Here is a 26,350-nt window from a genome sequence, read left to right as displayed (position 1 = left end):
TATGAACGGCGAGATCGCCATCCGCGCCGCGGTGCGCGGCGACGAGGAAGCCTTGTCCGCAGTGGGCAAGGCCAGCTTCCTCGAAGCGTTCGCCGGCATCCTCGATGGTGGCGACATCATCGCGCACTGCGAGCGCCAGCACGCGGCGGCGGTCTACCGCGACTGGCTGGCCGACGACGCCATGCGCATCTGGCTGGCCGAAGCCACGCCGGGCAGGGCGCCGATAGGCTACCTGGTGCTGGCGCCGGCCAAGCTGCCGGTGGCCGATCCGCGCGCGGACGACCTGGAAATCAAGCGCATCTACCTGCTGCACCGTTTTCACGGCCAGCGGGTCGGCAAGCGCTTGATGGATGCGGCGGTGGCGGAGGCGCGCGCACGCGGCGCGGGCCGTGTGCTGCTGGGCGTGTATGCGGGGAACCACGACGCGCTGGCGTTCTACCAGCGCTGCGGCTTTGAGCGGATCGGCCAACGCACCTTCCGCGTCGGCGACACCGACTACGACGACATCATGCTGGCGCTGTCGCTAGCGGCAGCGTAATCTCGAAACTGCTGCGGCCATCGGGCAGCAGCACGCAACGGGCCTCGCCGCCGTGACGGCGGGCGATCTGGCGCACCAGCGCAAGGCCGAGGCCCGCGCCGCTGTTGTCGCGCGTGCCGCGCCGGCGATAGAACGGTTCAAACACCCGTTCGAATTCCGCTTCCGGTATCCCCGGACCGCTATCCCAAACCGCCAACGTGGCCAGGACTTCGTCGCAGGCGATGGTGACGTGCGCCGGCGGCACGCCATGGCGGTGCGCGTTCTCCAGCAGGTTGCGCAGCAGCCGGCGCAGCAGGCGCGGGTCGCCCTGCAGCACGGCGGAGGCGCCGTTGAGCACCGCGCCGTCGTAGCGCGCGCATTCCTCGGCGGCCAGCGCCAATAGATCCAGTTCTTCCAGCTCCGCGTTGTCGCGGACGGCGCCGAGGCGGCTGGCCAGCAGGATCTCGTCGAGCAGGTCGTTCAACTCGGCGATGTCCTGTTCCAGTCCGGCGCGGCGCTTCGGATCGACGCCGTCCTTGATCAGCTCCAGCGCCAGGCGGATGCGCGCCAGCGGCGTGCGCAGCTCGTGCGAGGCGTTGGCCAGCAGTGATTTGTGCGCGCCCACCAGTTGTTCGATCTGGTCGGCGGCGCGGTTGAAGCTTTGCGCCAGCCGCGCGATTTCATCCTTGCCTTCGACCGGCACGCGCGCCGTCAGGTCGCCGGCGCCCAGCGACTCCACGCCTTGCTGCAAACGCTCCAGCCGCTTGGTCAGCCGCCGCACCAGCGGGAAGGCGGCGATGCCTATGCCGAGCGCCAGCAGCAGCAGGGCGTTATGCAGCATGGCCATGGGCCGCGTGAAACCCAGCGGCTCGCTGGACAGCAAATGGCGCCCGTCCGACAGCCGCACATACGATACCTGCGGCGGATCGCCCATGTCGTGCCGCTTCCAATGATGCGGGGGGATGGGGATGCCGGCCACGGCCAGCTGCTCCCAGTTGCGGTTGTACAGCGTCATGTTCGCATGCAGGCTGCCGGCCATGCGCTCCAGCGCGGCCTGCTGCGCGGCCGGCGGCGCATCGGCCGGCGCCAGCGCGTTCTGGATCGCCATGGCCAGCATGGCATTGGAATGCTCCAGCGGTCCGCCGCTGCGGTTCCATACCATCACCACGGCCATCGCGAACAGCAACAGGCTGACCAGCAGCGTCACATAGAAGCGGAAGTAGAGGCGCGGCAGGCCCCAGCTGAAGCGCGGGGCGGCCATCAGTCCTGCACCTTGGCGAACAGGTAGCCGGCGCCGCGCACGGTGATGATGCGGCGCGGTTTCTTGGGATCGTCCTCGACGGCGGCGCGGATGCGCGACATGTGGACGTCGATCGAGCGGTCGAAGGCTTCCAGCGGTTCACCCTTGAGCAGGTCCATCAGGCTCTCGCGCGACAGCACGCGGCCGGCGTGGCGGGCCAGCACCAGCAGCAGGTCGAACTGGTAGGAGGTCAGCTCGCAGGACACGCCGTCCAGCCGCGCGGCGTGGGCTGCCGGGTCGATCTCCAGCCGGCCGAAGCGCAGGAATTCGGCGTCGCGCTGGGCCGCGCCGTCGGGCTGGTGGCGGTGTTCGACGCGGCGGCGCAGGATGGCTCGCAGGCGGGCCAGCAGCTCGCGCGGTTCGAATGGTTTGGGCAGGTAGTCGTCGGCGCCGATCTCCAGGCCGATGATGCGGTCGATGGCGTCGCCGCGTGCGGTCAGCATCAACACCGGAATATCGGATATGGCCCGCAGCTGGCGGCAGACATCGAGGCCGTCCATGTCGGGCAGCATCAGGTCCAGGATCACGGCGTCGATGTCGCCGGCCGTGATGCGCTCCAGCGCCGCGCGGCCGTTGGGCGCGTGCGTGACGCGAAAAGCCGCCTGGCTCAGATACTCGGTGAGCATCTCGGCCAGGCGGGGGTCGTCTTCTACCAGCAGGATGTGGTCAGGCATGGGGTTCATGGTTGAGGTTCACGCGGACCATTCTACGGACAGGCGACCGGCTTCACAAGATGGCTTAGCCGTGACGGCCGTGGCGCTCGTGCATCTGGCTCAGGTGCTCGGCCAGCTTCTGGCGCTGGACCGGCGTAAGGGTATCACCTACGTCGGCCAGCAGCTGCACGATGCGCTTCGATGCCTGGTCGGCCAGGGCCACGCCTTGAGCGCGGGTGGTTTCCAGCGCCGAGCGGTCGATGGTGGTGGCCGACATCTGCTCGATCAATTGCTTGTGGATCTGCGGCAGCTGCTCATGCAGTGGCTTGATGTCGGCCATGGCGGCCTTGACCAGCGGTTCGATCTTGGCCTTCTGCGCATCGGTGGCGTCGACTTCGACATACAGGTGCTTGAGCATGTGCTCCATATGGGCGCTGGCGTCGATGGCGGAATGCGGCCCGCCCATGCCCATGTGGCGTTCGACAGCGAAGGCGCCGACGCCCACGACCAGCGTGGAACCCAGCAGGAATGCGGCGACGGTTTGGCGGTTAAAGATACTCATGTTTTATCCTCGTTTGGTGAATGTGGGAGACAACGAAGCCAGTGTGCGCCGCCAGCGTGAAGCGGCGATGTCGCACCGGTAAAGATATGTAAAGCTACCTTAACGCCATGTACGCGCCAAGTGCGCAAAGTCCTTGATTTGTATCGAGTTTGTAACCTTCGGGGAGCCGCGACTGACAGCGGCAGGGGCCTGTGCTAGAGTCCACGCATTGATCGCCATGGTGCATTTGCCATGGACACGCACGCATAAAAAAAGGACCAAGATGGAATCGCAAGCCAAGCCGAGTTTGAACGCCGCCCTACCGCAGCGTAGCCGCCGTTCCAAGGTCGTCGGCAGCGTCATCGCCGTCGCCGCCATGGCGGGGCTTGGCGGCCTGGCGTGGTACCTGACGCACCAAGCGCCGGACACCGGCGCCCCCGGTGCGCAAGGCGCCGGCGGTCCTCCCGGTCCCGGTGGTCCGGGCGGAGCTGGCGGCCGGCGCGGCGGCGCGGCCACCACGGTGGGCGTGGCGACTGCCGACAAAGCCGACATTCCGGTCACGCTGGAGGCGCTGGGCACGGTGACCGCCGCGGCCACCACCACGGTGCGCCCGCAAGTATCGGGCATCCTGCAGCAGGTGCTGTTCAAGGAAGGCCAGATGGTCAAGGCCGGGCAGGTGCTGGCGCAGATCGATCCACGACAGTTTGAAATGGCGCTGTTGCAGGCTTCCGGCCAACGCCAGCGCGACGAAGCGCAACTGGAAAACGCCAAGCTGACGCTGAACCGCTATCGCACGCTGCTGGGCCAGGACTCGATCGCCCGCCAGGACGTGGACACGCAGGCCTCGCTGGTCAAGCAGCTGGAAGGCACGGTCATGACCGACCGCGCGCAGGAAGGCTCGGCCAAGCTCAATCTGGGCTACACCAAAGTGATCGCGCCGATCACCGGCCGCGTGGGCTTGCGGGTGGTCGATATCGGTAACCTGGTCAGCTCCGGCGACGCCAACGGCATTGCCGTGATTACCCAGCTGTCGCCTATCGATGTGGAGTTCTCGATCCCGCAGGACAGCGTGCCGGTCGTGATGCAGCAGGTGAATGGCGGTGCGCAGCTGCCGGCCATCGCGCTGGACCGCACCCGCACCAATGCGCTGGACAACGGCAAGTTCGCGGCGATGGATAACCAGGTCGACGTGCAGACCGGCACCGTGAAGGCCAAGGCGCGCTTCGCCAACGCCAAGTCGACGCTGTTCCCCAGCCAGTTCGTCAACGTGCGGCTGGAGCTGCGCACCATCAAGGATGCGGTGATGGTGCCGGTGACGGCGGTGCGCCACGGCGCCAACGGCGATTTCGTCTACGTGCTCAAGGAAGACAAGACCGTCACCATCCGTCCGGTCACGCGCGGCCAGGCCACGGTCGACAAAGTGCAGATCGCCAGCGGCCTGCAAGTGGGCGAACAGGTCATCACCGAAGGCGGCGACCGCCTGAAGGAAGGCGCCAAGGTCACGCTGCCGGGCGCCGGCAAGGGCAAACGCGATGGCGCTGCGGCAGCCGATGGCGCTTCCGCGCCGGCGGCGGGTGAGCGCCATCATCGCAAAGAACAGGGCGCGGCAAAACAATGAGTCCATCGGCACCCTTCATCCAGCGGCCGGTAGCGACATCGCTGCTGATGCTGGCGATCGTCCTGGCCGGCATCGTCGGCTTCAAGTTCCTGCCGCTGTCCGCGCTGCCGCAGGTTGACTTCCCCACCATCCAGGTGCAGACGCTGTACCCCGGCGGCAGCCCTGAAGTGATGGGCCAGACCGTGACCGCGCCGCTGGAGCGCCAGTTCGGCCAGATGGCCGGCTTGCAGCGCATGAGCTCCACCAGCGCCGCCGGCGTTTCCATCATCACCCTGCAGTTCGGCCTGGGCCAGACGCTGGACGTGGCCGAGCAGGAAGTGCAGGCCGCGATCAACGCCGGCGCCTCGCTGCTGCCGACCGACCTGCCGGCGCCGCCGGTGTACGCCAAGGTCAACCCGGCCGACGCGCCGGTGCTGACGCTGGCCATCACCTCGGACACGATGCCGCTGACCGAAGTGCAGAACGTGGTCAACACCCGCCTGGCGCTGAAGATCAGCCAGGTCTCCGGCGTCGGCCTGGTCACGCTCAGCGGCGGCCAGCGTCCGGCCGTGCGCATCCAGGCGGACACCAACGCCCTGGCTTCCTACGGCCTGGGGCTGGACACGCTGCGCACCGCGATCACCGCCGCCAACGCCAACGGCGCCAAGGGCAGCTTCGATGGCCCGACCCGCGCCTACAGCATCAACGCCAACGACCAGCTGGTGACGGCCAAGGATTACAAAGACCTGATCCTGGCCTACAAGAACGGCGCCCCGGTGCGCCTGGCCGATGTCGCCACCGTCAAGGACAGCGCCGAAAACGTCGAACTGGGCGCATGGTCCGGCAACAAGAAGGCCATCATCCTCAACGTCCAGCGCCAGCCGGGCGCCAATGTCATCGCCACTGTCGATGCGATCAAGGCTCGCCTGCCGGAGCTGCAAGCCGGGCTGCCTGGCGCGATGAAGGTCGAGGTGCTGAGCGACCGCACCACCGGCATCCGCGCCTCGGTCGAACATGTGGAAACTGAGCTGCTGCTGGCCGTGGTGCTGGTGGTGCTGGTGATCTTCGCCTTCCTGCATAGCCTGCGCGCCACCGTGATCGCCAGCCTGTCGGTGCCGATTTCGCTGATCGGCACCTGCGGCGTGATGTACCTGCTCGGCTATAGCCTGAACAACCTGTCGCTGATGGCGCTGACCATCGCCACCGGCTTCGTGGTCGACGATGCGATCGTCATGATCGAGAACATCGCCCGCTACATCGAAGAAGGCGAAACGCCGATGGCCGCCGCGCTCAAGGGCGCCAAGCAGATCGGCTTCACCATCATCTCGCTGACGGTGTCGCTGATCGCCGTGCTGATCCCGTTGCTGTTCATGGGCGACGTGGTGGGCCGCCTGTTCCGCGAATTCGCGATCTCGCTGGCGATCACCATCCTGATCTCCGCCGTGGTGTCGCTGACGCTGGTGCCGATGATGTCGGCGCGCTGGCTCAAGAGCCATGCCGAGGAAAAGCCGAGCCGTTTCGCCCGCCGCTTCCAGCAGTTCTTCGACTGGGTCATCAACCACTACGACCGCTCGCTGACCTGGGTGCTGGAGCACGCCGGCCTGACGCTGCTGGTCGCATTGGGCACGATGGCGCTGACGGTGCTGCTGTACGTGGTGATCCCGAAAGGCCTGTTCCCGACCCAGGACACCGGCCAGCTGCAAGCGCGCCTGGAGACCGGCAAGGCCGTTTCCTACGCCAAGATGGCGGACCTGCAGCAACAGGCCGTGCGCCTGATCCTGGAAGATCCCGACGTCGGCACGCTCAGTTCCGTGGTCGGCGTGGACGCCGCCAACAATACGATGCTCCACACCGGCAGCATGCTGATCAACCTGAAGCACGAACGCGTCGGCAGCCAGCAGGAGACCATGGACCGGCTGCGCCAGCGCGTGTCGCAGATTCCCGGCCTGACGCTGTACCTGCAACCGACCCAGGACTTGACCATCGACGCCGAATCCGGCCCGACCCAGTTCCGCGTGTCGATCGAAGGCGCGGACAACGCCACCGTCAACCAGTGGGCGACCAAACTGGCGGAGCAAATGCGCACCAGGCACGAACTGCGCAACGTGGTGTCGGACGTCGGCGCCAGCGCCAACGCTGCCTACGTCAGCGTGGACCGCGACAGCGCCTCGCGCATGTCGATCACCGCCGCCTCCATCGACGACGCCTTGTACAGCGCCTTCGGCCAGCGCATTGTCTCGACCATCTTCACCGAGACCAACCAGTATCGCGTGATCCTGGAAGCGCGCCGCGACGACATCACCACCCCGGCCGACCTGGGCAACCTGCAGATCCGCACCGGTTCCGGCAAGGCCACGCCGTTGTCGGCGGTGGCCACCATCAGCGAACGCTCGGCGCCGCTGCAGGTGACGCACGTGGCCCAGTATCCGGCCACCACACTGGGCTTCGACACGGCGTCCGGCGTGTCGCTGGGCACGGCGGTGGACTCGATCAAGCAGGCCGCCACCGAGATCAAGTTACCGGCCTCGGTCACGCTGACCTTCCTCGGCGCGTCCGGCGCCTACCAGGCCTCGCTGTCGAACCAACTGTGGCTGATCCTGGCCGCCGTGATCTGCGTCTACATCGTGCTGGGCGTGCTGTATGAAAGCTATATCCATCCGCTGACGATCCTGTCGACGCTGCCGTCGGCCGGCGTCGGCGCCTTGCTGGCGCTGCTGATCAGCGGCCAGGACCTGGGCGTGATCGGCATCATCGGCATCATCCTGCTGATCGGTATCGTCAAGAAGAACGCCATCATGATGATCGACTTCGCCATCGAGGCGGAGCGGGAGCAGGGCAAGCCGCCGCGCGAGGCGATCCACCAGGCCGCGCTGCTGCGCTTCCGGCCGATCTTGATGACGACGCTGGCCGCGCTGTTCGCCGCCGTGCCGTTGATGCTGGGCTGGGGCGAGGGCGCCGAACTGCGTCGCCCTCTGGGCTTGGCCATCTTCGGCGGCTTGATCGTCAGCCAGATGCTGACGCTGTACACCACGCCGGTGATCTACCTGGGCTTCGACAGCCTGGCGCGCCGCGTCCGCCGCAGCATGGGCAAGCCGCCGGCGCAAGTTGAAGGTGGTGTGCTGTGAATCTGTCGTCACCCTTCGTCAAGCGTCCGATCGCCACCGTCCTGTTGACGTGCGGCCTGGCGCTGGCCGGCATCGGCGCGTTCTTCGTGCTGCCGGTGGCGCCGCTGCCGCAGGTGGATTTCCCTGTCATCTCGGTCAACGCCAACCTGCCGGGCGCCAGCCCCTCCACGATGGCCACTAGCGTCTCCACGCCGCTGGAGCGCCACCTGGGCGTGATCGCCGGCGTCAACGAGATGACGTCGCAGTCGAATACCGGCTCCTCCAGCGTGACCTTGCAGTTCGACTTGAACCGCAACGTCGACTCGGTCGCGCGCGAGGTGCAGGCGGCGATCAACGCCAGCCGCGTCGACCTGCCGGCCACGCTGCGCAGCAATCCGACCTACCGCAAGGCCAATACCTCCGGCATCCCGGTGATGATCCTGGCGCTGACGTCGGATACCCGCACGCCGGGCCAGATCTTCGACGCCGTCTCCAACACCGTGCTGCAACGCCTGTCGCAAGTGAGCGGCGTGGGCGACGTGGAACTGGGCGGCAGCTCGCTGCCGGCGGTGCGCGTTGAACTGAACCCGTATTCGCTGAACCGCTACGGCCTGTCGGCGGAAGACGTGCGCGCGGCCATCCAGGCCACCAACGCCAACCGCCCGCGCGGCGCCTTGCAGGGCAACGGCCGCCGCTTGCAGATCTATTCCGTCTCGGCCAACGCCAGCGGCGGACGCTCCGCCGCCGACTACCGCAACCTGGTGGTCGGCTGGCGCAACAACACAGCGATTCGCTTGCAGGACGTGGCGGAGGTGATCGACGGCGTCGAGGACAACAACAACCTTGGCCTGTTCAATGGCAAGCCGGCGATCATCGTCATCCTGCGCTCGCAGGCTGGCGCCAACGTCATCGAAACCGTCAACAGCGTGCGCGCGCAGCTGCCGCTGTTGCAGGCGCAGTTGCCGTCGGACGTCAAGATCGACGTCGCCAGCGACAGCACCAATTCGATCCGCTCGTCGCTGAAGGAGATCGAGATCACGCTGATCATCTCCATCCTGCTGGTGGTGCTGGTGGTCAGCGCCTTCCTGCGCAGCGTGCGCGCCACCATCGTGCCGGCGGTGGCGACCATCGTCTCGCTGCTGGGCACCTTCGGCGCCATGTATCTGCTGGGCTTCAGCCTGAACAACCTGTCGCTCATGGCGTTGACGGTGGCCACCGGCTTCGTCGTCGACGACGCCATCGTGGTGCTGGAAAATACCACCCGCCATATCGAGGCCGGCATGGACCGCTTCGAGGCGGCGCTGCTGGGCGCGCGCGAGGTGGGCTTCACCGTGCTGTCGATCAGCCTTTCGCTGATCGCCGTGTTCATTCCGCTGCTGTTCATGGGCGGCCAGTTCGGCGCGTTGTTCAAGGAATTCGCCGTCACGCTGTCGGCGGCGGTGATGATTTCGCTGGTGATTTCGCTGACCACCACGCCGATGATGTGCGCCTGGCTGCTCAAGCCCGGCCATGTCCATACCAAGCCGCCGGGCCCCATCGCCCGCTTCTTCGAGCGCGGTTTCGACTTTATCCTCAAGGGCTACGAGCATAGCCTGGACTGGGCGCTGTCGAGCATCTGGCTGGTGATGCTGAGCCTTGTGTTCGTGATCGGCCTGAACTTCTACCTGTTCGCGGCGATACCCAAGGGCGGCTTCCCGCAGCAGGACACGGGCCAGATCAACGGCGGCATCCGCGCCGACCAGAGCATCTCGTTCCAGGCCATGCAGGGCAAGCTGAAACAGCTGGTCAACATCATCAAGGACGATCCCGATGTCGCCACGGTGGTCGGCTTTACCGGCGGCCGCCGCGCTGGCGGCGGCTTCATGTTCATCAACCTGAAACCGGCCAACCAGCGCAGCGTGGCGGGGCAGGCGGTGATCGCCCGTCTGCGTCCCAAGTTGGCCAAGGTGACCGGTGTGAGCCTGTTCCTGAGCCCCGTGCAGGATCTGCGGGCTGGTGGACGCCAGGCCAATTCCAACTATCAGTACACGCTGAAGAGCGACAATCAGGCCGATTTGAAGAAGTGGGCCAGCCGTCTCGCCGATGCGATGAAGGGCCAGAAGGCGCTGACCGATGTCGACACCGACCAGGCGGACAACGGCGTCGAGACCTTCGTCACCATCGACAAGGCCAGCGCCTCGCGCCTCGGCCTGTCGGCGCGCGACGTGGACAACGCCTTGTACAACAGCTTCGGCCAGCGCCAGGTGGCGACCATCTACTCGGAGCTGAACCAGTATCACGTCATCATGGAAGTGCCGCGCGAGTTCGCCAAGAGCCCGGAGGCGCTGAAGGATGTGTACGTGCCGTCGAAAGGCCTGCCCGCGCCAAGCGCCAGCAATCCTAACGGCGCACCGGTGGCGGTGACGGCTGCGGCTACCGGCGGCACCGGCAGCACCAGCACAAGCAACGCCACCCCGGCCAACGTGGCCGCACCTGCGGTCAAGGATGCGTCGTCCGGTTCCGCGCTCAGCACCAAGGCCACCACCATGGTGCCGCTGTCGGCGCTGGCCAGCTTCGCCGAAAGCTCGGCGCCGACTTCGATCAACCACCAGGACGGCGAACTGGCGACTACCATCTCCTTCAATCTGCAGACGGGCGCCAGCCTGTCCGACGCGGCGGCGCAGATCAAGGCGGCCGAAGCGGAAATCGGCATGCCGAACAACGTGCGCGGCAGCTTCCAGGGCTCGGCCAAGGCCGCGCAGGACAGCAACAAGTCGCTGCCGCTGCTGATCCTGGCCGCCATCGTGGTGATCTACATCGTGCTGGGCATCCTGTACGAAAGCCTGGTGCATCCGATCACCGTGCTGACCACACTGCCGTCGGCGGGCGTGGGTGCGGTGCTGGCGCTGCTGATCTTCAAGATGGAGTTCTCGACCATTTCGCTGATCGGCATCTTCCTGCTGATCGGTATCGTCAAGAAAAACGCCATCCTGATCATCGACTTCGCGCTGGAGGCGGAGCGCTCGCGCGGCCTGACGCCGCTGCAGGCGGTGCGCGAAGCGTGCCTGCTGCGTTTCCGCCCGATCCTGATGACCACACTGGCCGCCGCGCTGGGCGCGCTGCCGCTGGCGATCGGCTTCGGCGAAGGCTCCGAGCTGCGCCAGCCGCTGGGCGTGGCCATCATCGGCGGCCTGATTGCCAGCCAGGTATTGACGCTGCTGACCACACCGGTGGTCTACATCCTGATGGACAAGCTGCGTCGCCGCGGCACGTCCGAACAACATTTAAGCCGCATCCACAGCGAAGCGCCGGGTACACCATGAACAACACCGCACCATCCTTCCGTTACTCCCTGATCGCACTGGCGGTGTTGTTGGCCAGCGGCTGCGCCGTCGGCCCGGCTTACCAGCTGCCGTCCGCGCCGCAGCCGTCGGCCTACAAGGAAACCGCCAGCGAGGCCGAGAAGGTCGCCGCCGGCTGGACCGCCGCCGCGCCGGCCGACACGCTGGAACGCGGCCCGTGGTGGCAGCTGTTCGGCGATCCGCTGCTGAACCAGATGGCCGACAGCATCGAAGTCTCGAACCAGAACGTCGCCGCCGCCGTCGCCAACTACGCGCAGGCGCGCGCGCTGGTCGAGCAGCAACGCGCCTCGCTGTTCCCGTCGGCGACGCTGAACGGCAGCGCCAACCGCTCCGGTGGCGGTGGAGATACGCCGACCGGCAACCAGTACCGCGCCAACATCGGCGGCAGCTGGGAGCCGGACGTATGGGGCAAGCTGCGCGCCGGCACCAACAACGCCAAGGCCAACATGCAGGCCAGCGCCGCCGAACTGGCCGCCGCGCGCCTGTCGGCGCAGGGCGAGCTGGCCACCAACTACTTCTCGTTGCGCCAGACCGACGCCCAGAAGGCGCTGCTGGACGCCACCACCGAAGGCTATGCGCGCGTGCTGCAAATCACGCAGAACCGCTTCGACGCCGGCATCGCCGCCAAGTCGGACCTGCTGCAAGCGCAAACCCAGTTAGCCAACGCCCGCATCGACCAGGTGACGCTGGGCCGCCAGCGCGCCACGCTGGAGCATGCGATCGCGGTCCTGCTGGGCAAGGCTGCCAGCGATTTCACGCTGCCGCCGGCGCCGTGGAAGGTAGTGGTGCCCGATGTGCCGACCGGCGTGCCGTCGACGCTATTGCAGCGCCGCCCCGACATCGCCGCCGCCGAGCGCCGCGTGGCCGCCGCCAATGAGCAGATCGGCGTGGCCCGCAGCGCCTATTTCCCGAGCCTGAACCTGACCGGCTCCTTCGGCTACGGCTCCAGCTCCACCGGCGGCTTGTTCAACGCCTCCAATAGCTTGTGGTCACTGGGATTGTCGGCGGCGCAGACGCTGTTCGACGCCGGCGCCACCAAGGCCCGCGTCAGCGGCGCCGAGGCGCAGCGCGACGCCGCCATCGCCCAGTACCGCCAGACGGTGCTGAGCGCCTTTGCCGACGTCGAAAACCAGCTGGCCGCGACCCGTGCGCTGGCCCAGCAGCAGGACTTGCGCAAGATCGCCTCCGAGGCGGCCGACCAGGTCGAGGCGCAGATGCTCAACCGCTACCGCGCCGGCCAAGTTGGTTACAGCGACGTGGTAACCGCGCAGAACACCGCACTGGCCGCGCGCCGCGCGCTGGTGCAGTCGCAGGCCGATCGCCAGACCACGGCGGTGGCGCTGATCCAGTCGTTGGGCGGCGGCTGGCACGTGGCAAGCGAGTAAATTGGTGTAGCGCGGGCGACACAATTTGGTGTTTGGGTACGGTGTTTGTATAATCATCTGGCAAGATGTCAACAATTACCACTTTTCCCCAAACGCCTGACCGCCAGTGCAGGGTTGTTCCGGCGGTCGCCTAGCCACGATGACGAAACAAACCGCCCATGTAGCCGCTGTAGCCGCCATCGATGTCCCGGTGGCGAAGCTTGCCCCCGGCCAGGTGCCGGTGGTGGGCGTGGGCGCGTCCGCGGGCGGCCTTGATCCGATTTGCGAGTTCCTGGTCAGCGTGCCGCCGGCCAGCGGCTTCGCCTATGTCATCGTCCAGCATCTCGATCCGACCCACAAGGCCATGCTGCCGGAGCTGCTGCAACGGGTCACCCCCATGCCGGTGCACGAGATCGAGGACGGCATGCAGGTTGAAGCCGACCATGTGTACGTGATCCCGCCCGGCCACGACCTCGGTTTCGACGGCGGCGCCTTTACCGTGCTGCCGCCGTCCGGTCCGCGCGGCCACCGTTTTCCCATCGATACCTTCTTCCAGGCGCTGGCCGCGCGCGGCGGCGAGCAGGCCGCGGCCGTGGTCTTTTCCGGCATGGGCGCCGACGGCACGCTGGGCCTGGGCGCGGTGCGCGAGGCCGGCGGCCTGACGCTGGCGCAGCTGCCTGGCTCGGCGCGTTTCGATCCGATGCCGCTCAGCGCCATCGCCGCCGACGTGGTCGACATCGTGGCGCTGCCCGGCGACATGGCGGCCCACGTGGTGGGCTGGTGGAACAACCAGGAGCCCAGCCTGCCGGCCCAGGCGACGGCCCAGCGCGAGGCGTTGCAACAGCTGTTCCAGCTGCTGCTCAAGCAGACCGGCGCCAATTTTTCCGACTACAAGCTCAGTACCGTCCTGCGCCGCATCGACCGCCGCATGAAGCTGCGCCAGTGCGCGACGCTGACCGCCTATGTCGCCTTCTTGCGCGACAATCCGGCCGAGATCGAGCTGCTGTTCAAGGAACTGCTGATCGGCGTGACCAATTTCTTCCGCGACGCCAGAGTGTGGGACTACCTGATGGCGACCGCGCTGCCGCAACTGCTGGAGGCGCATCCGGACGGCGCCGCCTTCAAGGCCTGGGTGCCGGCCTGCTCGACCGGCGAGGAGGCGTACTCGCTGGCGATCGCCTTCAACGAGGTGCTGGAGCGCCTGCGGCCGGCGGCGCGCTACACACTGCAGATCTTCGCCACCGATCTCGATGACGACGCCATCGACCGCGCGCGCCAGGGCGTGTTCGGTCCCAATATCGAGGCCGAGATTCCGCCGGTGCTGCTGCAACGTTACTTCATGCCGGCCGAGAAGGGCGGCTACCGCATCCGCAAGGATGTGCGCAACACCATCATCTTTGCGCGCCAGAACGTCATTTCCGACCCGCCGTTCACCAAGCTCGATATACTGTGTTGTCGCAACCTGCTGATTTATTTCACGGCCAAGCTGCAAGAGCAGCTGATCCCGTTGTTCCACTATGCGCTCAAGCCCGAGGGGCTGCTGATGCTGGGCAGCGCCGATACGCCCGGCCATTTCAACGAGTTGTTCGCGCCGATGACCAGCGCGGGCCGCATTTACCGCCGCCTGGATGCGTCCATCCATCGCGTCGCCAATTATTTCCCGACGCGCGTCAACACCGTGTCCGTCCCTACAGCCAGTGAGTCTCATCCACCATCCATGAACGGTAATCTCCAAACGCAGGTCGAGCAGCAGCTGCTCAAGAAGCATACGCCGGCCGCCGTGCTGCTCAATATTCATGGCGACATCTTGTACATTCACGGCCGCACCGGCGCCTACCTGGAGCCGGCCGCCGGCAAGGCCAACTGGAACATCCATGCGATGGCGCGCGAGGGGCTGCGGCACGAATTGGCGGACCTGATCAAGCGCGCGGCGCAGGGCGAGGGCGTGATCGCGGTGCGTGGCCTGATCCAGCGCGACGACGCCGGCAAACCGTCGCAGGCGCTGGACCTGACCGCCGAGGCCATGCCGGACAACGGCCCCTTGTCCGGCGCCGTCATGCTGACGCTGACCACCGTGCCGCTGCCGGCGGAAAAGCGCCGCGCGCGCTCCAGCAATCCATATGTGCTGGAACTGGAACAACAGCTGGCGCAGGCGCGGATGGAGATCCAGGCGGTGCGCGACGAGATGCAGGCCTCGCGCGAGGAGCTCAAGTCGGCCAACGAGGAACTCCAGTCCACCAACGAGGAGCTGCAATCGACCAACGAGGAGCTGACCACCTCCAAGGAAGAGATGCAGTCGCTGAACGAAGAGCTGTACACCGTCAACGCCGAGCTGCAATCGAAGGTCGACGACCTGTCGGTGGTGAACGGCGACATGAAGAATCTGCTCAACAGCACCGACGTCGCCACCATCTTCCTCGACGGCGAGCTGCGCATCCGCCGCTTCACCGACCAGAGCACGCAGATCTACAAGCTGATACCGGGCGATGTGCACCGGCCGCTGAGCGATATCGTCAACGATTTGCAGTATCCCGAGCTGGAGGCCGACGCGCGCGAGGTGCTGCGCACGCTGGTGTTCCGCGAGCGCCAGGTGCCGACCAACAGCGGTGGTTGGTACACGGTGCGCATCATGCCTTACCGGACCGTCGACAATGTGATCGACGGCGTGGTTGTCACCTTCATCAACATCACCGAGTCGAAACTGCTGGAGGCTCAGCTACGTTCGATGCAGAAAGGATAGGACTAGCATGAAAAAGCGCCAGCGTCCCGAACTCGATCCCGTGCAGCTGCGCCAGATCGCCGAACTGACGGTGGCGGCGCTGCCGAAATTAAAGCCGCCGGCCGACGGCGCCGGCAGCGATGAACTCAAGCGCTGGCACGAGCTTCAGGTCAGCCAGATCGAGCTCGATATGCAGAACCTGGCGCTGGCCGAGCTGCAGATTGAACGCGACCAGGCGGAGGAAGGGCGCGACAGCTACGCCGCGCTGTATGACCAGGCGCCGGCCGGTTACCTGTCGCTCGATGCCGACGGCCGCATCACGCGCGCCAACCAGGCCGCCGCCGTGCTGCTGGCGCGCCCGCTGTCCGAGTTGGCGGGCCGGCGCTTCGAGCAGTTCGTGGAGCCGCAATCGCAGGCGCTGTTGCGCGGCTTCCTGCTCGATTTGCTCGATAGTGGCGGGCGCGGAGTGCTGGAGGCGCCGCTGTTCGATTCCTACACGCGCAGCGCCATGCGCGGACTGCGCCAGGTGCGCATCGAAGCCAATATGGATGCGGCGGGCCGCTCCTGCCGCATGATCCTGACCGACATCGGCACCGAGGACGTGCGCGAGGATGCGCGGCGGCGCGCCTTCCAGGTACTCGACAGCATCAACGAGGCGGTGCTGGTGTGCGACGCCGAGCAGAACATCATCTTCGTCAATCCCGCTTTCACCGTGCTGACCGGCTACGCGGTGGAGGAGGCGCTGGGCCGCAACCCGCGCTTCCTGGGCCGCCCCGGCGCCCATCCGGTTGGCTATCACGCGGAGTCGCTGCGCTGCCTGCGCAGCTACGGCAGATGGCAGGGCGAGGTGTACAACCGGCGGCGCGACGGCACGCCGTACGTGGCCTCGATGTCGCTGACGGTGGTGCGTGACGACGATGGTTCGATCAGCCATTTCATCGGCGTGTTCTCCGACGTCACGGCGCGCCAGCAGGCCGAGGCGGCGCTACTGAAACTGTCGCGCGAGCTCGATGCGCGGGTCGCCGCGCGCACCGCCGAACTGACCGAGGCCAATCGCCAGCTGATGCTGGAAGTGGTCGAGCGCAAACGCACCGAGGCGGCGCTGCACGAATCGCGCGAGCAGCTGCGCAAGCTGGCCGAGCACATGGAGACGGTCAAGGAGAGCGAACGTACCCGCATTGCCCGCGACATCCACGACGAGCTGGGACAAAACCTGATGGCGCTGCGCATCGATATCTGCATGCTCAGCGCCCGCACCAGCGAGCGCCATGCGCGCCTGCACCAACGGGTCGATGCGGTGCTGGAGAACGTCGACACCACCATCAGCAGCGTGCGTGGCATCATGAACGAGCTGCGGCCGGCGGTGCTGGACCTGGGCTTGCAGGCGGCGCTGGAATGGCAGGTGGGCGAGTTCCGCAAGCGCAGCGGCCTGGCCTGCTCGCTGACGCTGCCGGATGAGGCGGTGTTTGGCGCGATCGCGCCGGAGATGGAGATTGTGCTGTTCCGCACATTGCAGGAGGCGCTGAGCAATGTGCGGCGCCATGCGGGCGCCAGCCGGGTCGATGTATTGCTGGCGCGGCGCGACGGCCGCCTGCTGTTCAGCGTCAGCGACAACGGCGTCGGCATCGCGCCGCAACACCGCGACAAGAGCGAGTCGTTCGGCTTGATGGGCATGGCGCAGCGCGTGGAATCGCTGGGCGGGCGGCTCGATATCGGCCAGTACGCGCCGGGGCGTGGCTGCACGCTGACGATGGATTTCGAGTTATCCGCTTGACGATTGGAGCTTATGCGTATGGGGGTTGAATATAGACATTTTATGGTGGTGGACGATGCACACTGGCGTCCGCAGAGCGACACGGCGGCCAGAGTCGAAGCGGTGCTGCGCGAGTGGTCGCTCATAGTCGGGGCTGGGCACACGATAGACCTCTCGGCGTCTCAAGAGAATCGCAGTGGCACGTCGAACAGCGCGGCTTCTCCCGGACCGGGAGTCGCGATCGTCTATCCCGGCGCGACTGGACTTGCGATAGAGACTCTCGCCGGGCCGTCCTTATATGCCGATATCGCACCGGTTGACCGCTACCTCATGAGAGTGACCTTGGTCATTGGGGATGACTTTCGAGTGCAGTCCGGTTCGGAGAGCATCTATTTCGAGCTGGTGTCGCCACCGCTGGCCAATGGCGTACCGATTGAGGGAGGGGATTACGATTTTAATGACTGCCTGTTTGCGGCATCCTATCCGTCTTCGGAGGCGACCTCGCCTCCGGTCGTGATTGCGCACATAGCGGACGGCGCCAAGTCTGGTGTCGCGTGGGATTCCTGCCTTGGATTCTGGCGAGGTGGACTCCTGCTTAACTTTGGAAAGGATCTCCCCGCGTTCAGCGAAAAGCTACAAGCATTGCCTGCCCGCGAATTTGTCGCCGCGATCAGTGCTGCGCTGCGCGGACGGCTGGTTGAAATTGGAGAATTTTACTGACCATCCTCGCTTTCACGATGTGCCCTCAGGCCCGGAACGAGGTCGATTCCGATGGCCAGGTGAAGAATTGCATCCCCTTGTAGGGGCTTTTTTTACATTCCGCCAGCCGGGAACTCAGGGAGCCTACATGTGCTTCTAGTTGATGACCGTCCGGGTCAAGGAAATAGAAAGAGTCGCCCTCGCTTTGGTTCTGCTGCCATTCAGTCACGCCGTCATTTCTGAGTCGTTGCTTGAAATCCTGGAAGTCCGCTTGCGTGATCGAAAATGCGTAGTGGGTGTATGTTGAGGCGTTTTTTGTGCTATTGGTCTTGTCTAATGAAAGGCATAACCATAGCTCGCCCAGAGTGAGGTATGCGCCAGTGTCCCAGGTGGCGGCAGGCCGAAAATTCAGAAGTCGTGTGTAGAAGTCGAAGCTACTCGACAGGTCCTTGACGGCGAGCGTCAGATGATTAAAACCGGTAAGCATTTAAGACCTCATGCGGGCTTGGAAGGTGTTATCTTATCAAATTACCAGCCCCCTGATTACTTTGGAGATAGAACAATGGTAGTGGCGAAATCGTGTATGGAATGTGGCAACAATGAGCATTTCTCGAAGGAAGTCGTTCCAGGTGAGTTGCTGCCGGTGGGCGCTCTCCACGGCGCCACGTACCGGGTCGTTGTCTGCGGCGCTTGTGGATTTACTCGATGGTTTGTCGCCGAGCGATTTCTGTCGTTTGTAAAAGAAAAATTTGAGGCGTTGTAGTGATTTGACCTCCCGTTCGATCCGCTCGGAGCAATCTCAGAGAATCGACATGGGCTCCGACAGAACCGGCTGAAGTCCATGCTTGGCGCAATGGCGCAAATAATCCTGCCTCCTGTCCTGCACGGTAATCCGGCGCAGCACCGAGCCGTCCGGTGCCAGGTATTCCACCGCTCCGGTGACCACTACAAACACCACCAGCGGTGTGTCGCCTATGGCCTGCCACCAGTCGACATTCCCCTCCGGCTCGTACACATAGGCATGCGGACCGAGTTGCTCGCCCGTTCCCAGTTGCCGGCGTCCTTCCAGATTGAAGGCATGCACATGGCCGGTGTGCCGGTGCAGCCCCAATTTCACGCCAGGCGCCAGGCGCATCAGTTCCACCCAGCCTGTGTCGCCGGGCAGGAATTGCAGTGGTTGCGACCATTTCCCTTCGCCTTCAACGATCCACTCAGGGCCCAGCGGCGTGTTGTGTTCGGTTTTCATGTTCTGCCTTTCAAAAAAATGATGGGACTTCAGAAGGTGTAGATCAGGCCACCATTGACGGTGTGTTGTGTCGCCCCCAGGGCCGGCAAGTCTTGCCAGTAGGCCGCCACCGGGAACGCCGCCTCCCGACTGTTGCGCACCACGGCGGCCGTGGCCCACAGCGTGAGCGCCGGGGCGAAGCTGTGTTCCCAGCCGCCGCTCAACAGCAGGCCGCGGGAGTCGCTCACCTTGGTCCGTGCGCCGTAGATGCCGAGGCGCAGCAGATCGCGGGAACCGACTTTGCGGTTGACCCCGGCCCACACATGCTGCATCGACGTGTCGCTGCCGGCGGCGGCATCGGGAGCGCGCACGATGTTGTAGGCGGCAAACCAGGAGTTGGCGCCCTGTTCATAGCGGGCCCCCACGATCAATTCGCGCGAGGCGTCAAACAGGTCCGACAGATGCCCCTGCTTGTCGCGCGTTTCGTCGTAAATCGCCCGCAAATCCAGGCCGCCCCGTTGGTAGCTGAGCACGCCCGCAGCACTGCGGCAGGCGCGCTCGCCCACGCTGGTCTGCAAGCCGAAGGCCAGGCCGCCATGCTCCGCGCTGCGATAGCCGACGGTATGGCTCCACGCATTCCAGCTATGGCCTTGGGTCAGCGTGGCGGAGCCCGACCAGTTCAGACCCATCGGATCGATATACCAGACGTCGTTGCTGTAAGCCATGGAGCGGCCGGCCTCCAGCTTGCCCCAGGTTTTACTCTCGACGCCGAGCGTGGCATAGCGGCTGAACAGCACACCGTCGCTGCCGACGGTGCCGGTGGCGGTGTTGAAACCGCTTTCCAGCCGGGTCAGCAGTTGCAGATCGGGCGTCGCCGCTTCGGCCAATTGCACGCCGATCAGGCTGGTGCCCCATTCGCTGTTCGAGGCGCGCGCCACGTGTTCGTTGCGTGCGCCGATGTGGTCGATGTAGGACAGCCCGGCGGTCACCGTGCCGTACAGGGTGGGGGCAGCCGCGGCACGAGCGGGCGCCATCGCGATCAGCAGCGCGGCGCTGGCAAAGAGGCGGAGCAGGGTTGACGGCATCATGTTGGTGAATGAATTGAAGAGGTGTACAGTGTCGCAAGCCAGGGCCATGGCCAGCAGAGCCAGTCCAGGCAAACTTCAGGGTGCCGGTTGGAACGCTTCCGTACCATTTTTTTCAATCACTACGGGTCCCGATGGAGCCAGTTCTTCCGATCACTCTTGCCTTGCCGGAGCGTGGCTCCCGGCAAATCCTGCGTTCCATGCACCAGCAGATGCGGACGGCCATCGTCGATGGTCGGCTATCGGCCGGTTTTCGCTTGCCTGGCTCGCGCACGCTGGCCGAGCACTGCGGCGTTTCGCGCAATTGCGCCATGGCGGTGTACGACCTGCTGCTGAGCGAAGGACTGGTCGCGGCGCGGGCCGGCGGCGGAACTTTCGTGTCCGATATCTACCTGGCCGATCCGTCACGCGCAGCGAACGGGGCGGCTGACCGGACACCCTTGCTGCTGCCTCGCTGGCGCAATGAGCCAGTCGTGCTGCGACCGTCGACGGCAGCCCCGTTCGATTACGATTTTGCGGTGGGCCTGCCCGATACCAGCCAGTTTCCATTCGATACCTGGCGGCGCCTGGATGCTCGCTCGCTACGCCAGCTCGAGCGCGCGCCGGCCGAATACGCGGCGCCAGAGGGGCGGGCAGCGCTGCGGACCGCCATCGCCAAGCACGTGTCATTTGCCCGTGCCGTGGCTTGCAGTGGTAGCGACGTGCTGGTGACGTCCGGCGCGCAGCAGGCCTTCGACCTGTTGGCGCGCATTTTCATCGAGCCCGGCGTGACCAAGGTGGCGATCGAGGATCCGGGCTATCCGCCCTTGCGCTGGGCGCTGGAAAGCGCGGGCGCCGTGCTGGCGCCGGTGCCGGTCGATGCGGATGGCATGGCGGTGGATCGCATTCCGGCCGACGCGCGGCTGATTTGCGTGACGCCGTCCCACCAGTTCCCGATGGGGCAGGCCATGTCGCTGCAACGCCGCATGGCCTTGCTGGCGTTCGCGCGCGAGCATGGCAGCCTGATCATCGAAGACGACTACGATGGCGAGTTTAGCCATTCGTCGCAGCCGCTGGATGCGCTGAAAAGCCTGGACCGTGCCGACTTGGTGTTTTATGTCGGAACCTTCTCCAAGAGCCTGTTTCCAGGCTTGCGGCTGGGCTATGTCATCGCGCCGGCATGGGCCCGTCCCGCCCTGGTCGGCGCGAAACAGCGCAGCGACTGGCACGGCGCGGTGGTGGCGCAGGACACGCTGGCGGCCTTCATCGACGATGGCGATCTCGCCCGCCACATCCGCAAAATGCGCCAGGTCTACAGCCAGCGCAAGCAGATCCTGATGCTGGCGTTGCAGCGTCATCTACCGGAAAAGTTGTCGGTGATCCCGGCCGCAGGTGGACTGCATATCGCCGCGCTGCTACGCGATGGAGACCCGGCAATGCAGGTCGTCGCGGCAGCGGCAGCGGCGGGCATCCGCGTCGAGCCGGTCAGCCAGTATGCGCTGGCCGCCGCACCGCCGAACGGGCTGGTGTTTGGACTGGGCCTGATTCCGACGCACTTGATCGACCAGGCCGTGCTGCGCCTGGCCAAGCACCTCGGATAGCGTTGTTGTCCATGGGATCCAGGCGGATCAGCTAAATGGTTGGAATTTCAACTGCGACTTTTCGTAGTGGGTCTATCATGTGGGTCCGATGCAGCGATGAAATTTCTGATTCCTCCACTTCGATTTCAAGCACATGGTGTTTTCCGGAAGCACCGGGAAGGCATTTGGCGCCGCCAACCGGCTGCCCGACCGCCACAATTTTGCCATCGATGTCATGCCATACGTGTACCGTCGTCATACCCATGGATTCCTCCTATAGACATCCTAAAAAAATTCGCTTTGCGCAAGAATTAATGCGTTGATCGCATTGGACCCGGTATTGGCCACGGTCACGATACGCGCAACACTGCCGTCAACCGACCAACGAATTGTTTCCCCTGGAGAAAGGGTTGCTCTTCCATCTCCAAGGCTTGGAATTTCTACCTTGTTGATGATCATGCTGTAGCTTATGAACTCTCTATCGCCGTAACCGTGAATGAAGACATACTGTGAAGTACCAGGGGCGATATAACTAAAGAAATATTCGATTTTTATAGCCATGGCTAGCCTCGTCTATTAATTGCAATTCAGGAGCCTTCTGGCGGTGGCGCGCTGGGTATCCTCGGGCTGCTGAAAGCTTAAGGCGATTGCGCCGCTCGGCATTTAATGCGTATCAAGCTGCGTCATGGAACCTTGAATTAGGAAATACCTACTCTTTCAGTCCGCCATGCCGCGCCGGAACGACCTGCTTTATCGAAGCCTCCCCGGTTCCATGCCTGGCTGCACATAAAAGCATTTTCAGCTATCCGCAGAAGGAATATACTGCCGCCAGAACTCAAACTGGGGTGTATATCTTGTTAAAATATCTAGTACTTCCGGTGGCCCTGATGGGCGCCGCCGCGGCCCAGGCCGACGAAGGTCAATGGCAGCCATACCAGTTGCCGCAGCTGAAATCCGAATTGAAGCGCATCGGCATCACCATCCCGGCCGAGAAACTGTCCGATCTGTCCAAGCATCCGATGAGCGCCATCGTTTCGCTGGGCGGCTGCTCGGCGTCGTTCGTGTCGGACGCCGGCCTGGTGGTGACCAATCACCACTGCGCCTATGGCGCGATCCAGCGCAACGCCACCCCTGAACACAACTACATCGTCGACGGCTACCTGGCCAAGACCCGCGCCGAAGAGCTGCCGGGCGGCCCGAACACGCTGGTCTACGTGACCGACAAGGTTGAAAACGTCACTGTCCGCGTGCTCAAGGGCGTGAGCGACACCATGAGCGGCAAGCAGCGCCACGACGCCGTGGAAAAATCGATCAAGGCGCTGATCGCCGAATGCGAGAGCGACAAGATCTACCGCTGCTCGGTGCCGGCCTTCCATCGCGGCCTGGAGTACTACCGCATCCGCCAGATGATGATACGCGACGTGCGCCTGGTGTACGCGCCGGCTGACATGATCGGTAACTTCGGCGGCGACATCGACAACTACGAATGGCCACGCCAGGGCGGCGACTACTCCTTCCTGCGCGCCTACGTGGGCAAGGACGGCCGGCCGGCCGATCCATCGCCGGACAACGTGCCTTACCACTCCAAGGACTTCCTGGTGGTCTCCGCCGCCGGCCTGAAAAACGGCGACCCGGTGCTGCTGGCCGGTTACCCCGGCCGCACCAGCCGCTACAAGCTGCCGTCGGAAATCCGCGCCGCGCGCGATTCGGCGTATCCGGCCAAGGTGGCCGAGATCCAGGCCGACCTGGACGTGATCGCCGCCGCCACCAAGGGCAATGCCGCCGCCGCCGTGCGTTACGCCAGCGTCGACAAGGGCATGAACAACGTGATGAAGAAAACCCAGGGCCTGCTGGACGGCTTTGCGCGCAAGGACATCGCCGCCATCAAGGACGTGCAGGATGCGGAGTTCCGCGCCTGGTACGTCAAGCAGCCGGGCGTATCGAAAACCCTGCTGGCCGAGCTGGATGCGGTGATCGCCGCCGACCTGGCGCTGAGCGACGAGGAATTCGGCTACGGCGTCGCCACCACCGGCGAACTGCTGAAGAGTGCGACCACCCTGTACCGCCTGGCGCGCGAAGGCGCCAAGCCGGATGCGGAACGCGAAACCGGCTATCAAGAGCGCGACCTGACCTTCATCAAGGCCCGCCTGAACCGCCTGGAGCAGTCGTATGTGGGCAGCGTTGACCAGGCGCGCCAGGTCGCCGCCTTGCAGCGCTACGCCAAGCTGCCGAAGTCCATGCACGTTCTCGGCATGGACGCGCTGCTGCCGGCCGTCGATGCGGTGCCGGCCCTGTACCTCAAGTCGTCGCTGGGCGATACCGCCAAGCGCCTGGCCTGGGTGGGCAAGGACGCCGCCGCGCTGGCCGCGTCGGACGACGCCTTCCTGCAACTGGCCGTCAAGCTGGACGACGTGACGCAGACGCTGAAGGAACGCCGCAAGGAACTGGACGGCAACCTGGAACGCGTGATCCCGCAATACATGCAGGCCGTGATCGCATGGAAGAAGTCGCAGGGCAAGCCGGTCTATCCGGACGCGAATTCGACGCTGCGCGTAACCTACGGCACGGTGGCGCCTTACTCGGCCAAGGATGGCATCACCAAGGGCCCGTTCACGACGGTCGAGGGCATCGTCGAGAAGAACACCGGCAAGGACCCGTTCAACGCGCCGAAAAAGCTGCTCGACGCGATCAAGGCCAAGCGCTACGGCCAGTTCATGGATCCGATCCTGGGCACGGTGCCGGTCGATTTCCTGACCAGCGCCGACACCACCGGCGGCAATTCCGGCTCGGCGGTGATGAACAAGAACGGCGAGTTGATCGGCCTGAATTTCGATTCGACCTACGAGTCCATCACCAAGGACTGGTACTTCGATACCGCCATCACCCGCGCCATCCACATGGATATCCGCTATATGCTGTGGGTGATGGCCGAAGTGGACCATGCTGATAACGTGCTCAAAGAGCTGACCATCAAGTATCCGGCCAAGAAAAAATAATGAACGAGCTATCGGTTCTACTGGGGTACCTGAACATGCCGTGGCACCTGGCAGGCGTGGCCACGTCCCCGCTGGAACTGGTGTCCTTCATTTTGTCGGTGGCCACGGTGTGGCTGAACATCCGTCAGAGCCATTGGGGCTGGCTGTTCGCCATCATCTCGTCGGCCACGTACGGACTGGTGTTCTTTGGTTCGCGGCTGTATGGCGACATGGGGCTGCAACTGGTGTTCATCGCCGTGTCGTTCTTCGGCTGGTACCAGTGGCTGCACGGCGACGATAGCCATGAACGGCTGCCCGTCTCCACGCTGGATACGCGCGGCCGCTGGTGGGCCGCGGGCGGCTGGCTGGCCGGCTTCGCGCTGCTGGCCTGGTTCCTCAAATCCTATACCGACACCGACGTGCCCAACTCCGACGGTTTTCTGACCGCCGGCAGTCTGGTCGGGCAGTTGCTGCTGTCGCGTAAAAAGGTCGAGAACTGGCATGTGTGGATCATTGTCGACGTGTTGTACGTGGCGCTGTACCTGCACAAGCACCTGGTGCTGACGGCTGTGCTGTACGCGGTCTTCGTCGGCATGGCGGTGATCGGCCTGCGCGCCTGGAGCCACGACACCACGGGCGGCAGCAATGGCCGCATGGCGCTGGAATGAGTGCGCACGCGCCGCTGCGGGTGGCCATACTGGGCACCACGTCGTCCGGAAAATCGACGCTGGCGGCGGCGCTGGCCGAGCACTATCAAACGCTGTGGGTGCCCGAGTACTTGCGCGAGTTTGTCGACACCGAAGCCCGGATACCGGTGGCGGCCGACCAGTTCCACATCGCCGAGACGCAGCGCGACCGCGAGGATGCGGCCGCGCCGCGCGCCGGCAAGTATCTTTTTTGCGACACCGCGCCGCTGATGACGGTGGTCTACGGCCGCCATTATTTCGGCGGCATCGACGATCAATTGGCCGCGCTGGCGGCCAGCCACCAGCAGGACTATGCCTGCACGCTGGTGATGGCGCCGGACATCCCCTGGGTGGCCGATGGCTTGCAGCGTGAATCCGAGGAAGTGAGCGTCACCATCAACCGCATGCTGCTGGACGAGTTGGCGGCGCGTGGGATACCCTATCTGCTGGTGTCGGGCGATCCCGGCGAACGATTATCCCAGGTGGAGCGGCATCTACCATGAAGCAGCGGCTGGCGGCGATATTGATGTGTGTGTCCCCGCTGGCGTTGGCCGATACCGGCTACTACCTGGTCTCCACCTACGATGTGGAAGGCCAGGCATCCCTCGATTACAAATACTGGAACGCCCACTACAAGGGCCGCACCGTGGCGGCGCCGGAAATCGGCATCGGCTACGGCGTCACGTCGCGCTGGTACACCGAGGTCTACGCCAAGTGGGTCAAGGTGAACGGTGGCGCCGCTCATTGGGTGGAGACGGCCTGGCAGAACGACTACCTGCTGACCCAAGGCCAGTATCCCTTCGACCTGGCGCTGCACACCAAGCTGGAAAAGGCGCGCAACAACGCCGACGGCTACGCGCTCGAATGGGGCCCGGTGCTGCAAACGGAAATCGGCCGCACGCAGTTCAACGCCAACCTGTTCTTCCAGCGCGACTATCGCGTGGCGCCGGGCGGCGGCGAGCATCCGATGGAGCTGACCTACCAGCTGCAAGTCAAACATCACTGGAAGCCGTGGTTGCAGCCCGGCGTGCAGGCTTTCGGCGAAGTAGGGAAGTGGAATGACTGGCTGCCATACCGGCAGCAGTCGCACCGCGCCGGGCCGGCGGTGTTCGGACACCGCGATATCGGCCGGCAGGAGATCAAGTACGAATTCGCTTACCTGATCGGCAGGAATTCGGCACGCGCAGCGAAGAGTTTTTCGATGCGCGTGCAGCTGGTCTTTTAAAGGCGTT

At 64.9% G+C, this 26,350-nt stretch carries 22 protein-coding genes; 14 read left to right on the top strand and 8 right to left on the bottom strand.

From position 1 onward, the window contains the following. Position 1 precedes the first annotated feature (1 nt). Positions 2-538, top strand: a complete 537-nt coding sequence (locus AC07OK_RS02490; RefSeq protein WP_494688803.1) for a GNAT family N-acetyltransferase — start codon at positions 2-4, stop codon at positions 536-538. Here AC07OK_RS02490 and AC07OK_RS02485 read toward each other — a convergent pair. From AC07OK_RS02485 to AC07OK_RS02475, 3 genes are read right to left on the bottom strand one after another with little or no spacing between them, the layout of a single operon-like run. Beyond that, the gene (locus AC07OK_RS02485) at positions 507-1,778 is read right to left on the bottom strand and encodes a sensor histidine kinase (protein ID WP_494688802.1); all 1,272 of its coding nucleotides are present in this window, start codon (positions 1,776-1,778) and stop codon (positions 507-509) included. The genes AC07OK_RS02490 and AC07OK_RS02485 overlap by 32 nt on opposite strands. Then, positions 1,778-2,500: a response regulator gene (locus tag AC07OK_RS02480; RefSeq protein ID WP_494688801.1), complete on the bottom strand. Its 723-nt coding sequence runs from the start codon at positions 2,498-2,500 to the stop codon at positions 1,778-1,780. The genes AC07OK_RS02485 and AC07OK_RS02480 overlap by 1 nt, the downstream gene beginning before the upstream one ends. A 55-nt stretch (positions 2,501-2,555) precedes the next feature. Next, positions 2,556-3,032: a Spy/CpxP family protein refolding chaperone gene (locus AC07OK_RS02475; RefSeq protein ID WP_494688800.1), complete on the bottom strand. Its 477-nt coding sequence runs from the start codon at positions 3,030-3,032 to the stop codon at positions 2,556-2,558. Between the two features lie 262 nt (positions 3,033-3,294). Here AC07OK_RS02475 and AC07OK_RS02470 point away from each other — a divergent pair, with 262 nt between their 5' ends. From AC07OK_RS02470 to AC07OK_RS02440, 7 genes are all read left to right on the top strand, one after another. Then, a complete protein-coding gene (locus AC07OK_RS02470; protein ID WP_494688799.1) occupies positions 3,295-4,629 on the top strand; it encodes an efflux RND transporter periplasmic adaptor subunit in 1,335 nt (444 codons plus the stop codon). Further along, on the top strand, positions 4,626-7,733 hold the full coding sequence (locus tag AC07OK_RS02465) for an efflux RND transporter permease subunit (protein ID WP_494688798.1): 3,108 nt from the start codon (positions 4,626-4,628) through the stop codon (positions 7,731-7,733). The genes AC07OK_RS02470 and AC07OK_RS02465 overlap by 4 nt, the downstream gene beginning before the upstream one ends. Beyond that, positions 7,730-11,014, top strand: coding sequence for an efflux RND transporter permease subunit (locus AC07OK_RS02460; protein WP_494688797.1), 3,285 nt, complete (start codon positions 7,730-7,732; stop codon positions 11,012-11,014). Before AC07OK_RS02465 ends, AC07OK_RS02460 begins: the two co-directional genes overlap by 4 nt. Beyond that, entirely contained in the window at positions 11,011-12,438 is a 1,428-nt protein-coding gene (locus AC07OK_RS02455; protein ID WP_494688796.1) for an efflux transporter outer membrane subunit, read from the top strand. Before AC07OK_RS02460 ends, AC07OK_RS02455 begins: the two co-directional genes overlap by 4 nt. A gap of 139 nt (positions 12,439-12,577) precedes the next feature. Beyond that, positions 12,578-15,157 carry a chemotaxis protein CheB gene (locus tag AC07OK_RS02450; RefSeq protein WP_494688795.1) on the top strand — a complete coding sequence of 860 codons (2,580 nt, stop codon included), beginning with the start codon at positions 12,578-12,580 and terminating at the stop codon, positions 15,155-15,157. 7 nt (positions 15,158-15,164) lie between these two features. Continuing rightward, positions 15,165-16,910, top strand: coding sequence for a PAS domain S-box protein (locus AC07OK_RS02445; RefSeq protein ID WP_494688794.1), 1,746 nt, complete (start codon positions 15,165-15,167; stop codon positions 16,908-16,910). Between the two features lie 42 nt (positions 16,911-16,952). Next, entirely contained in the window at positions 16,953-17,609 is a 657-nt protein-coding gene (locus AC07OK_RS02440; protein ID WP_494688793.1) for a hypothetical protein, read from the top strand. 25 nt (positions 17,610-17,634) lie between these two features. Here AC07OK_RS02440 and fos read toward each other — a convergent pair whose 3' ends face one another. Further along, the gene (gene fos / locus AC07OK_RS02435; RefSeq protein WP_494688792.1) at positions 17,635-18,075 is read right to left on the bottom strand and encodes a fosfomycin resistance glutathione transferase; all 441 of its coding nucleotides are present in this window, start codon (positions 18,073-18,075) and stop codon (positions 17,635-17,637) included. Here fos and AC07OK_RS02430 point away from each other — a divergent pair. Further along, on the top strand, positions 18,055-18,351 hold the full coding sequence (locus tag AC07OK_RS02430) for a hypothetical protein (protein ID WP_494688791.1): 297 nt from the start codon (positions 18,055-18,057) through the stop codon (positions 18,349-18,351). The genes fos and AC07OK_RS02430 overlap by 21 nt on opposite strands. A gap of 36 nt (positions 18,352-18,387) precedes the next feature. Here AC07OK_RS02430 and AC07OK_RS02425 read toward each other — a convergent pair whose 3' ends face one another. Further along, the gene (locus AC07OK_RS02425; protein ID WP_494688790.1) at positions 18,388-18,834 is read right to left on the bottom strand and encodes a cupin domain-containing protein; all 447 of its coding nucleotides are present in this window, start codon (positions 18,832-18,834) and stop codon (positions 18,388-18,390) included. A gap of 29 nt (positions 18,835-18,863) precedes the next feature. Next, positions 18,864-19,901 (bottom strand): porin, encoded by a 1,038-nt coding sequence (locus AC07OK_RS02420; RefSeq protein WP_494688789.1) that lies wholly within the window; start codon positions 19,899-19,901, stop codon positions 18,864-18,866. Between the two features lie 131 nt (positions 19,902-20,032). Here AC07OK_RS02420 and pdxR point away from each other — a divergent pair, with 131 nt between their 5' ends. Next, the gene (gene pdxR / locus AC07OK_RS02415; protein ID WP_494688788.1) at positions 20,033-21,478 is read left to right on the top strand and encodes a MocR-like pyridoxine biosynthesis transcription factor PdxR; all 1,446 of its coding nucleotides are present in this window, start codon (positions 20,033-20,035) and stop codon (positions 21,476-21,478) included. Between the two features lie 31 nt (positions 21,479-21,509). Here the strand turns inward: pdxR and AC07OK_RS02410 are convergent, their stop codons facing one another. Together AC07OK_RS02410 and AC07OK_RS02405 are read right to left on the bottom strand one after the other, a co-directional pair. Continuing rightward, complete coding sequence (locus AC07OK_RS02410) at positions 21,510-21,722, bottom strand: hypothetical protein (protein WP_494688787.1); 213 nt, start codon at positions 21,720-21,722, stop codon at positions 21,510-21,512. Between the two features lie 20 nt (positions 21,723-21,742). Next, positions 21,743-22,018 (bottom strand): hypothetical protein, encoded by a 276-nt coding sequence (locus tag AC07OK_RS02405; RefSeq protein ID WP_494688786.1) that lies wholly within the window; start codon positions 22,016-22,018, stop codon positions 21,743-21,745. A 293-nt stretch (positions 22,019-22,311) separates the two neighbouring features. Between AC07OK_RS02405 and AC07OK_RS02400 the strand changes: the two genes are divergently transcribed. From AC07OK_RS02400 to AC07OK_RS02385, 4 genes are read left to right on the top strand one after another with little or no spacing between them, the layout of a single operon-like run. Next, positions 22,312-24,453 (top strand): S46 family peptidase, encoded by a 2,142-nt coding sequence (locus tag AC07OK_RS02400; protein WP_494688785.1) that lies wholly within the window; start codon positions 22,312-22,314, stop codon positions 24,451-24,453. Further along, positions 24,453-25,100 carry a nicotinamide riboside transporter PnuC gene (gene pnuC / locus AC07OK_RS02395; RefSeq protein ID WP_494688784.1) on the top strand — a complete coding sequence of 216 codons (648 nt, stop codon included), beginning with the start codon at positions 24,453-24,455 and terminating at the stop codon, positions 25,098-25,100. The genes AC07OK_RS02400 and pnuC overlap by 1 nt, the downstream gene beginning before the upstream one ends. Next, positions 25,097-25,621, top strand: coding sequence for an AAA family ATPase (locus AC07OK_RS02390; protein ID WP_494688783.1), 525 nt, complete (start codon positions 25,097-25,099; stop codon positions 25,619-25,621). The genes pnuC and AC07OK_RS02390 overlap by 4 nt, the downstream gene beginning before the upstream one ends. After that, a complete protein-coding gene (locus AC07OK_RS02385; protein WP_494688782.1) occupies positions 25,618-26,343 on the top strand; it encodes a hypothetical protein in 726 nt (241 codons plus the stop codon). Before AC07OK_RS02390 ends, AC07OK_RS02385 begins: the two co-directional genes overlap by 4 nt. Positions 26,344-26,350 lie beyond the last annotated feature (7 nt).

It is taken from the genome of Duganella sp. GW821-FHT07G03, from assembly GCF_059418605.1.
The sequence above is the reverse complement of the archived record's forward strand: the minus strand, read 5'-3'. Positions and strand labels throughout refer to the sequence as shown.

Excerpts from the sequence above, each read along its gene's own strand:
- AC07OK_RS02480 (WP_494688801.1), bottom strand. The coding sequence starts at position 2,500 with ATGAACCCCATGCCTGACCACATCCTGCTGGTAGAAGACGACCCCCGC.
- AC07OK_RS02445 (WP_494688794.1), top strand. The coding sequence starts at position 15,165 with ATGAAAAAGCGCCAGCGTCCCGAACTCGATCCCGTGCAGCTGCGCCAG.
- AC07OK_RS02475 (WP_494688800.1), bottom strand. The coding sequence starts at position 3,032 with ATGAGTATCTTTAACCGCCAAACCGTCGCCGCATTCCTGCTGGGTTCC.
- AC07OK_RS02390 (WP_494688783.1), top strand. The coding sequence starts at position 25,097 with ATGAGTGCGCACGCGCCGCTGCGGGTGGCCATACTGGGCACCACGTCG.
- pdxR (WP_494688788.1), top strand. The coding sequence starts at position 20,033 with ATGGAGCCAGTTCTTCCGATCACTCTTGCCTTGCCGGAGCGTGGCTCC.
- AC07OK_RS02420 (WP_494688789.1), bottom strand. The coding sequence starts at position 19,901 with ATGATGCCGTCAACCCTGCTCCGCCTCTTTGCCAGCGCCGCGCTGCTG.
- AC07OK_RS02455 (WP_494688796.1), top strand. The coding sequence starts at position 11,011 with ATGAACAACACCGCACCATCCTTCCGTTACTCCCTGATCGCACTGGCG.
- fos (WP_494688792.1), bottom strand. The coding sequence starts at position 18,075 with ATGCTTACCGGTTTTAATCATCTGACGCTCGCCGTCAAGGACCTGTCG.
- pnuC (WP_494688784.1), top strand. The coding sequence starts at position 24,453 with ATGAACGAGCTATCGGTTCTACTGGGGTACCTGAACATGCCGTGGCAC.
- AC07OK_RS02470 (WP_494688799.1), top strand. The coding sequence starts at position 3,295 with ATGGAATCGCAAGCCAAGCCGAGTTTGAACGCCGCCCTACCGCAGCGT.
- AC07OK_RS02485 (WP_494688802.1), bottom strand. The coding sequence starts at position 1,778 with ATGGCCGCCCCGCGCTTCAGCTGGGGCCTGCCGCGCCTCTACTTCCGC.
- AC07OK_RS02465 (WP_494688798.1), top strand. The coding sequence starts at position 4,626 with ATGAGTCCATCGGCACCCTTCATCCAGCGGCCGGTAGCGACATCGCTG.
- AC07OK_RS02385 (WP_494688782.1), top strand. The coding sequence starts at position 25,618 with ATGAAGCAGCGGCTGGCGGCGATATTGATGTGTGTGTCCCCGCTGGCG.
- AC07OK_RS02450 (WP_494688795.1), top strand. The coding sequence starts at position 12,578 with ATGACGAAACAAACCGCCCATGTAGCCGCTGTAGCCGCCATCGATGTC.
- AC07OK_RS02425 (WP_494688790.1), bottom strand. The coding sequence starts at position 18,834 with ATGAAAACCGAACACAACACGCCGCTGGGCCCTGAGTGGATCGTTGAA.
- AC07OK_RS02440 (WP_494688793.1), top strand. The coding sequence starts at position 16,953 with ATGGTGGTGGACGATGCACACTGGCGTCCGCAGAGCGACACGGCGGCC.
- AC07OK_RS02430 (WP_494688791.1), top strand. The coding sequence starts at position 18,055 with ATGATTAAAACCGGTAAGCATTTAAGACCTCATGCGGGCTTGGAAGGT.
- AC07OK_RS02490 (WP_494688803.1), top strand. The coding sequence starts at position 2 with ATGAACGGCGAGATCGCCATCCGCGCCGCGGTGCGCGGCGACGAGGAA.
- AC07OK_RS02410 (WP_494688787.1), bottom strand. The coding sequence starts at position 21,722 with ATGGGTATGACGACGGTACACGTATGGCATGACATCGATGGCAAAATT.
- AC07OK_RS02405 (WP_494688786.1), bottom strand. The coding sequence starts at position 22,018 with ATGGCTATAAAAATCGAATATTTCTTTAGTTATATCGCCCCTGGTACT.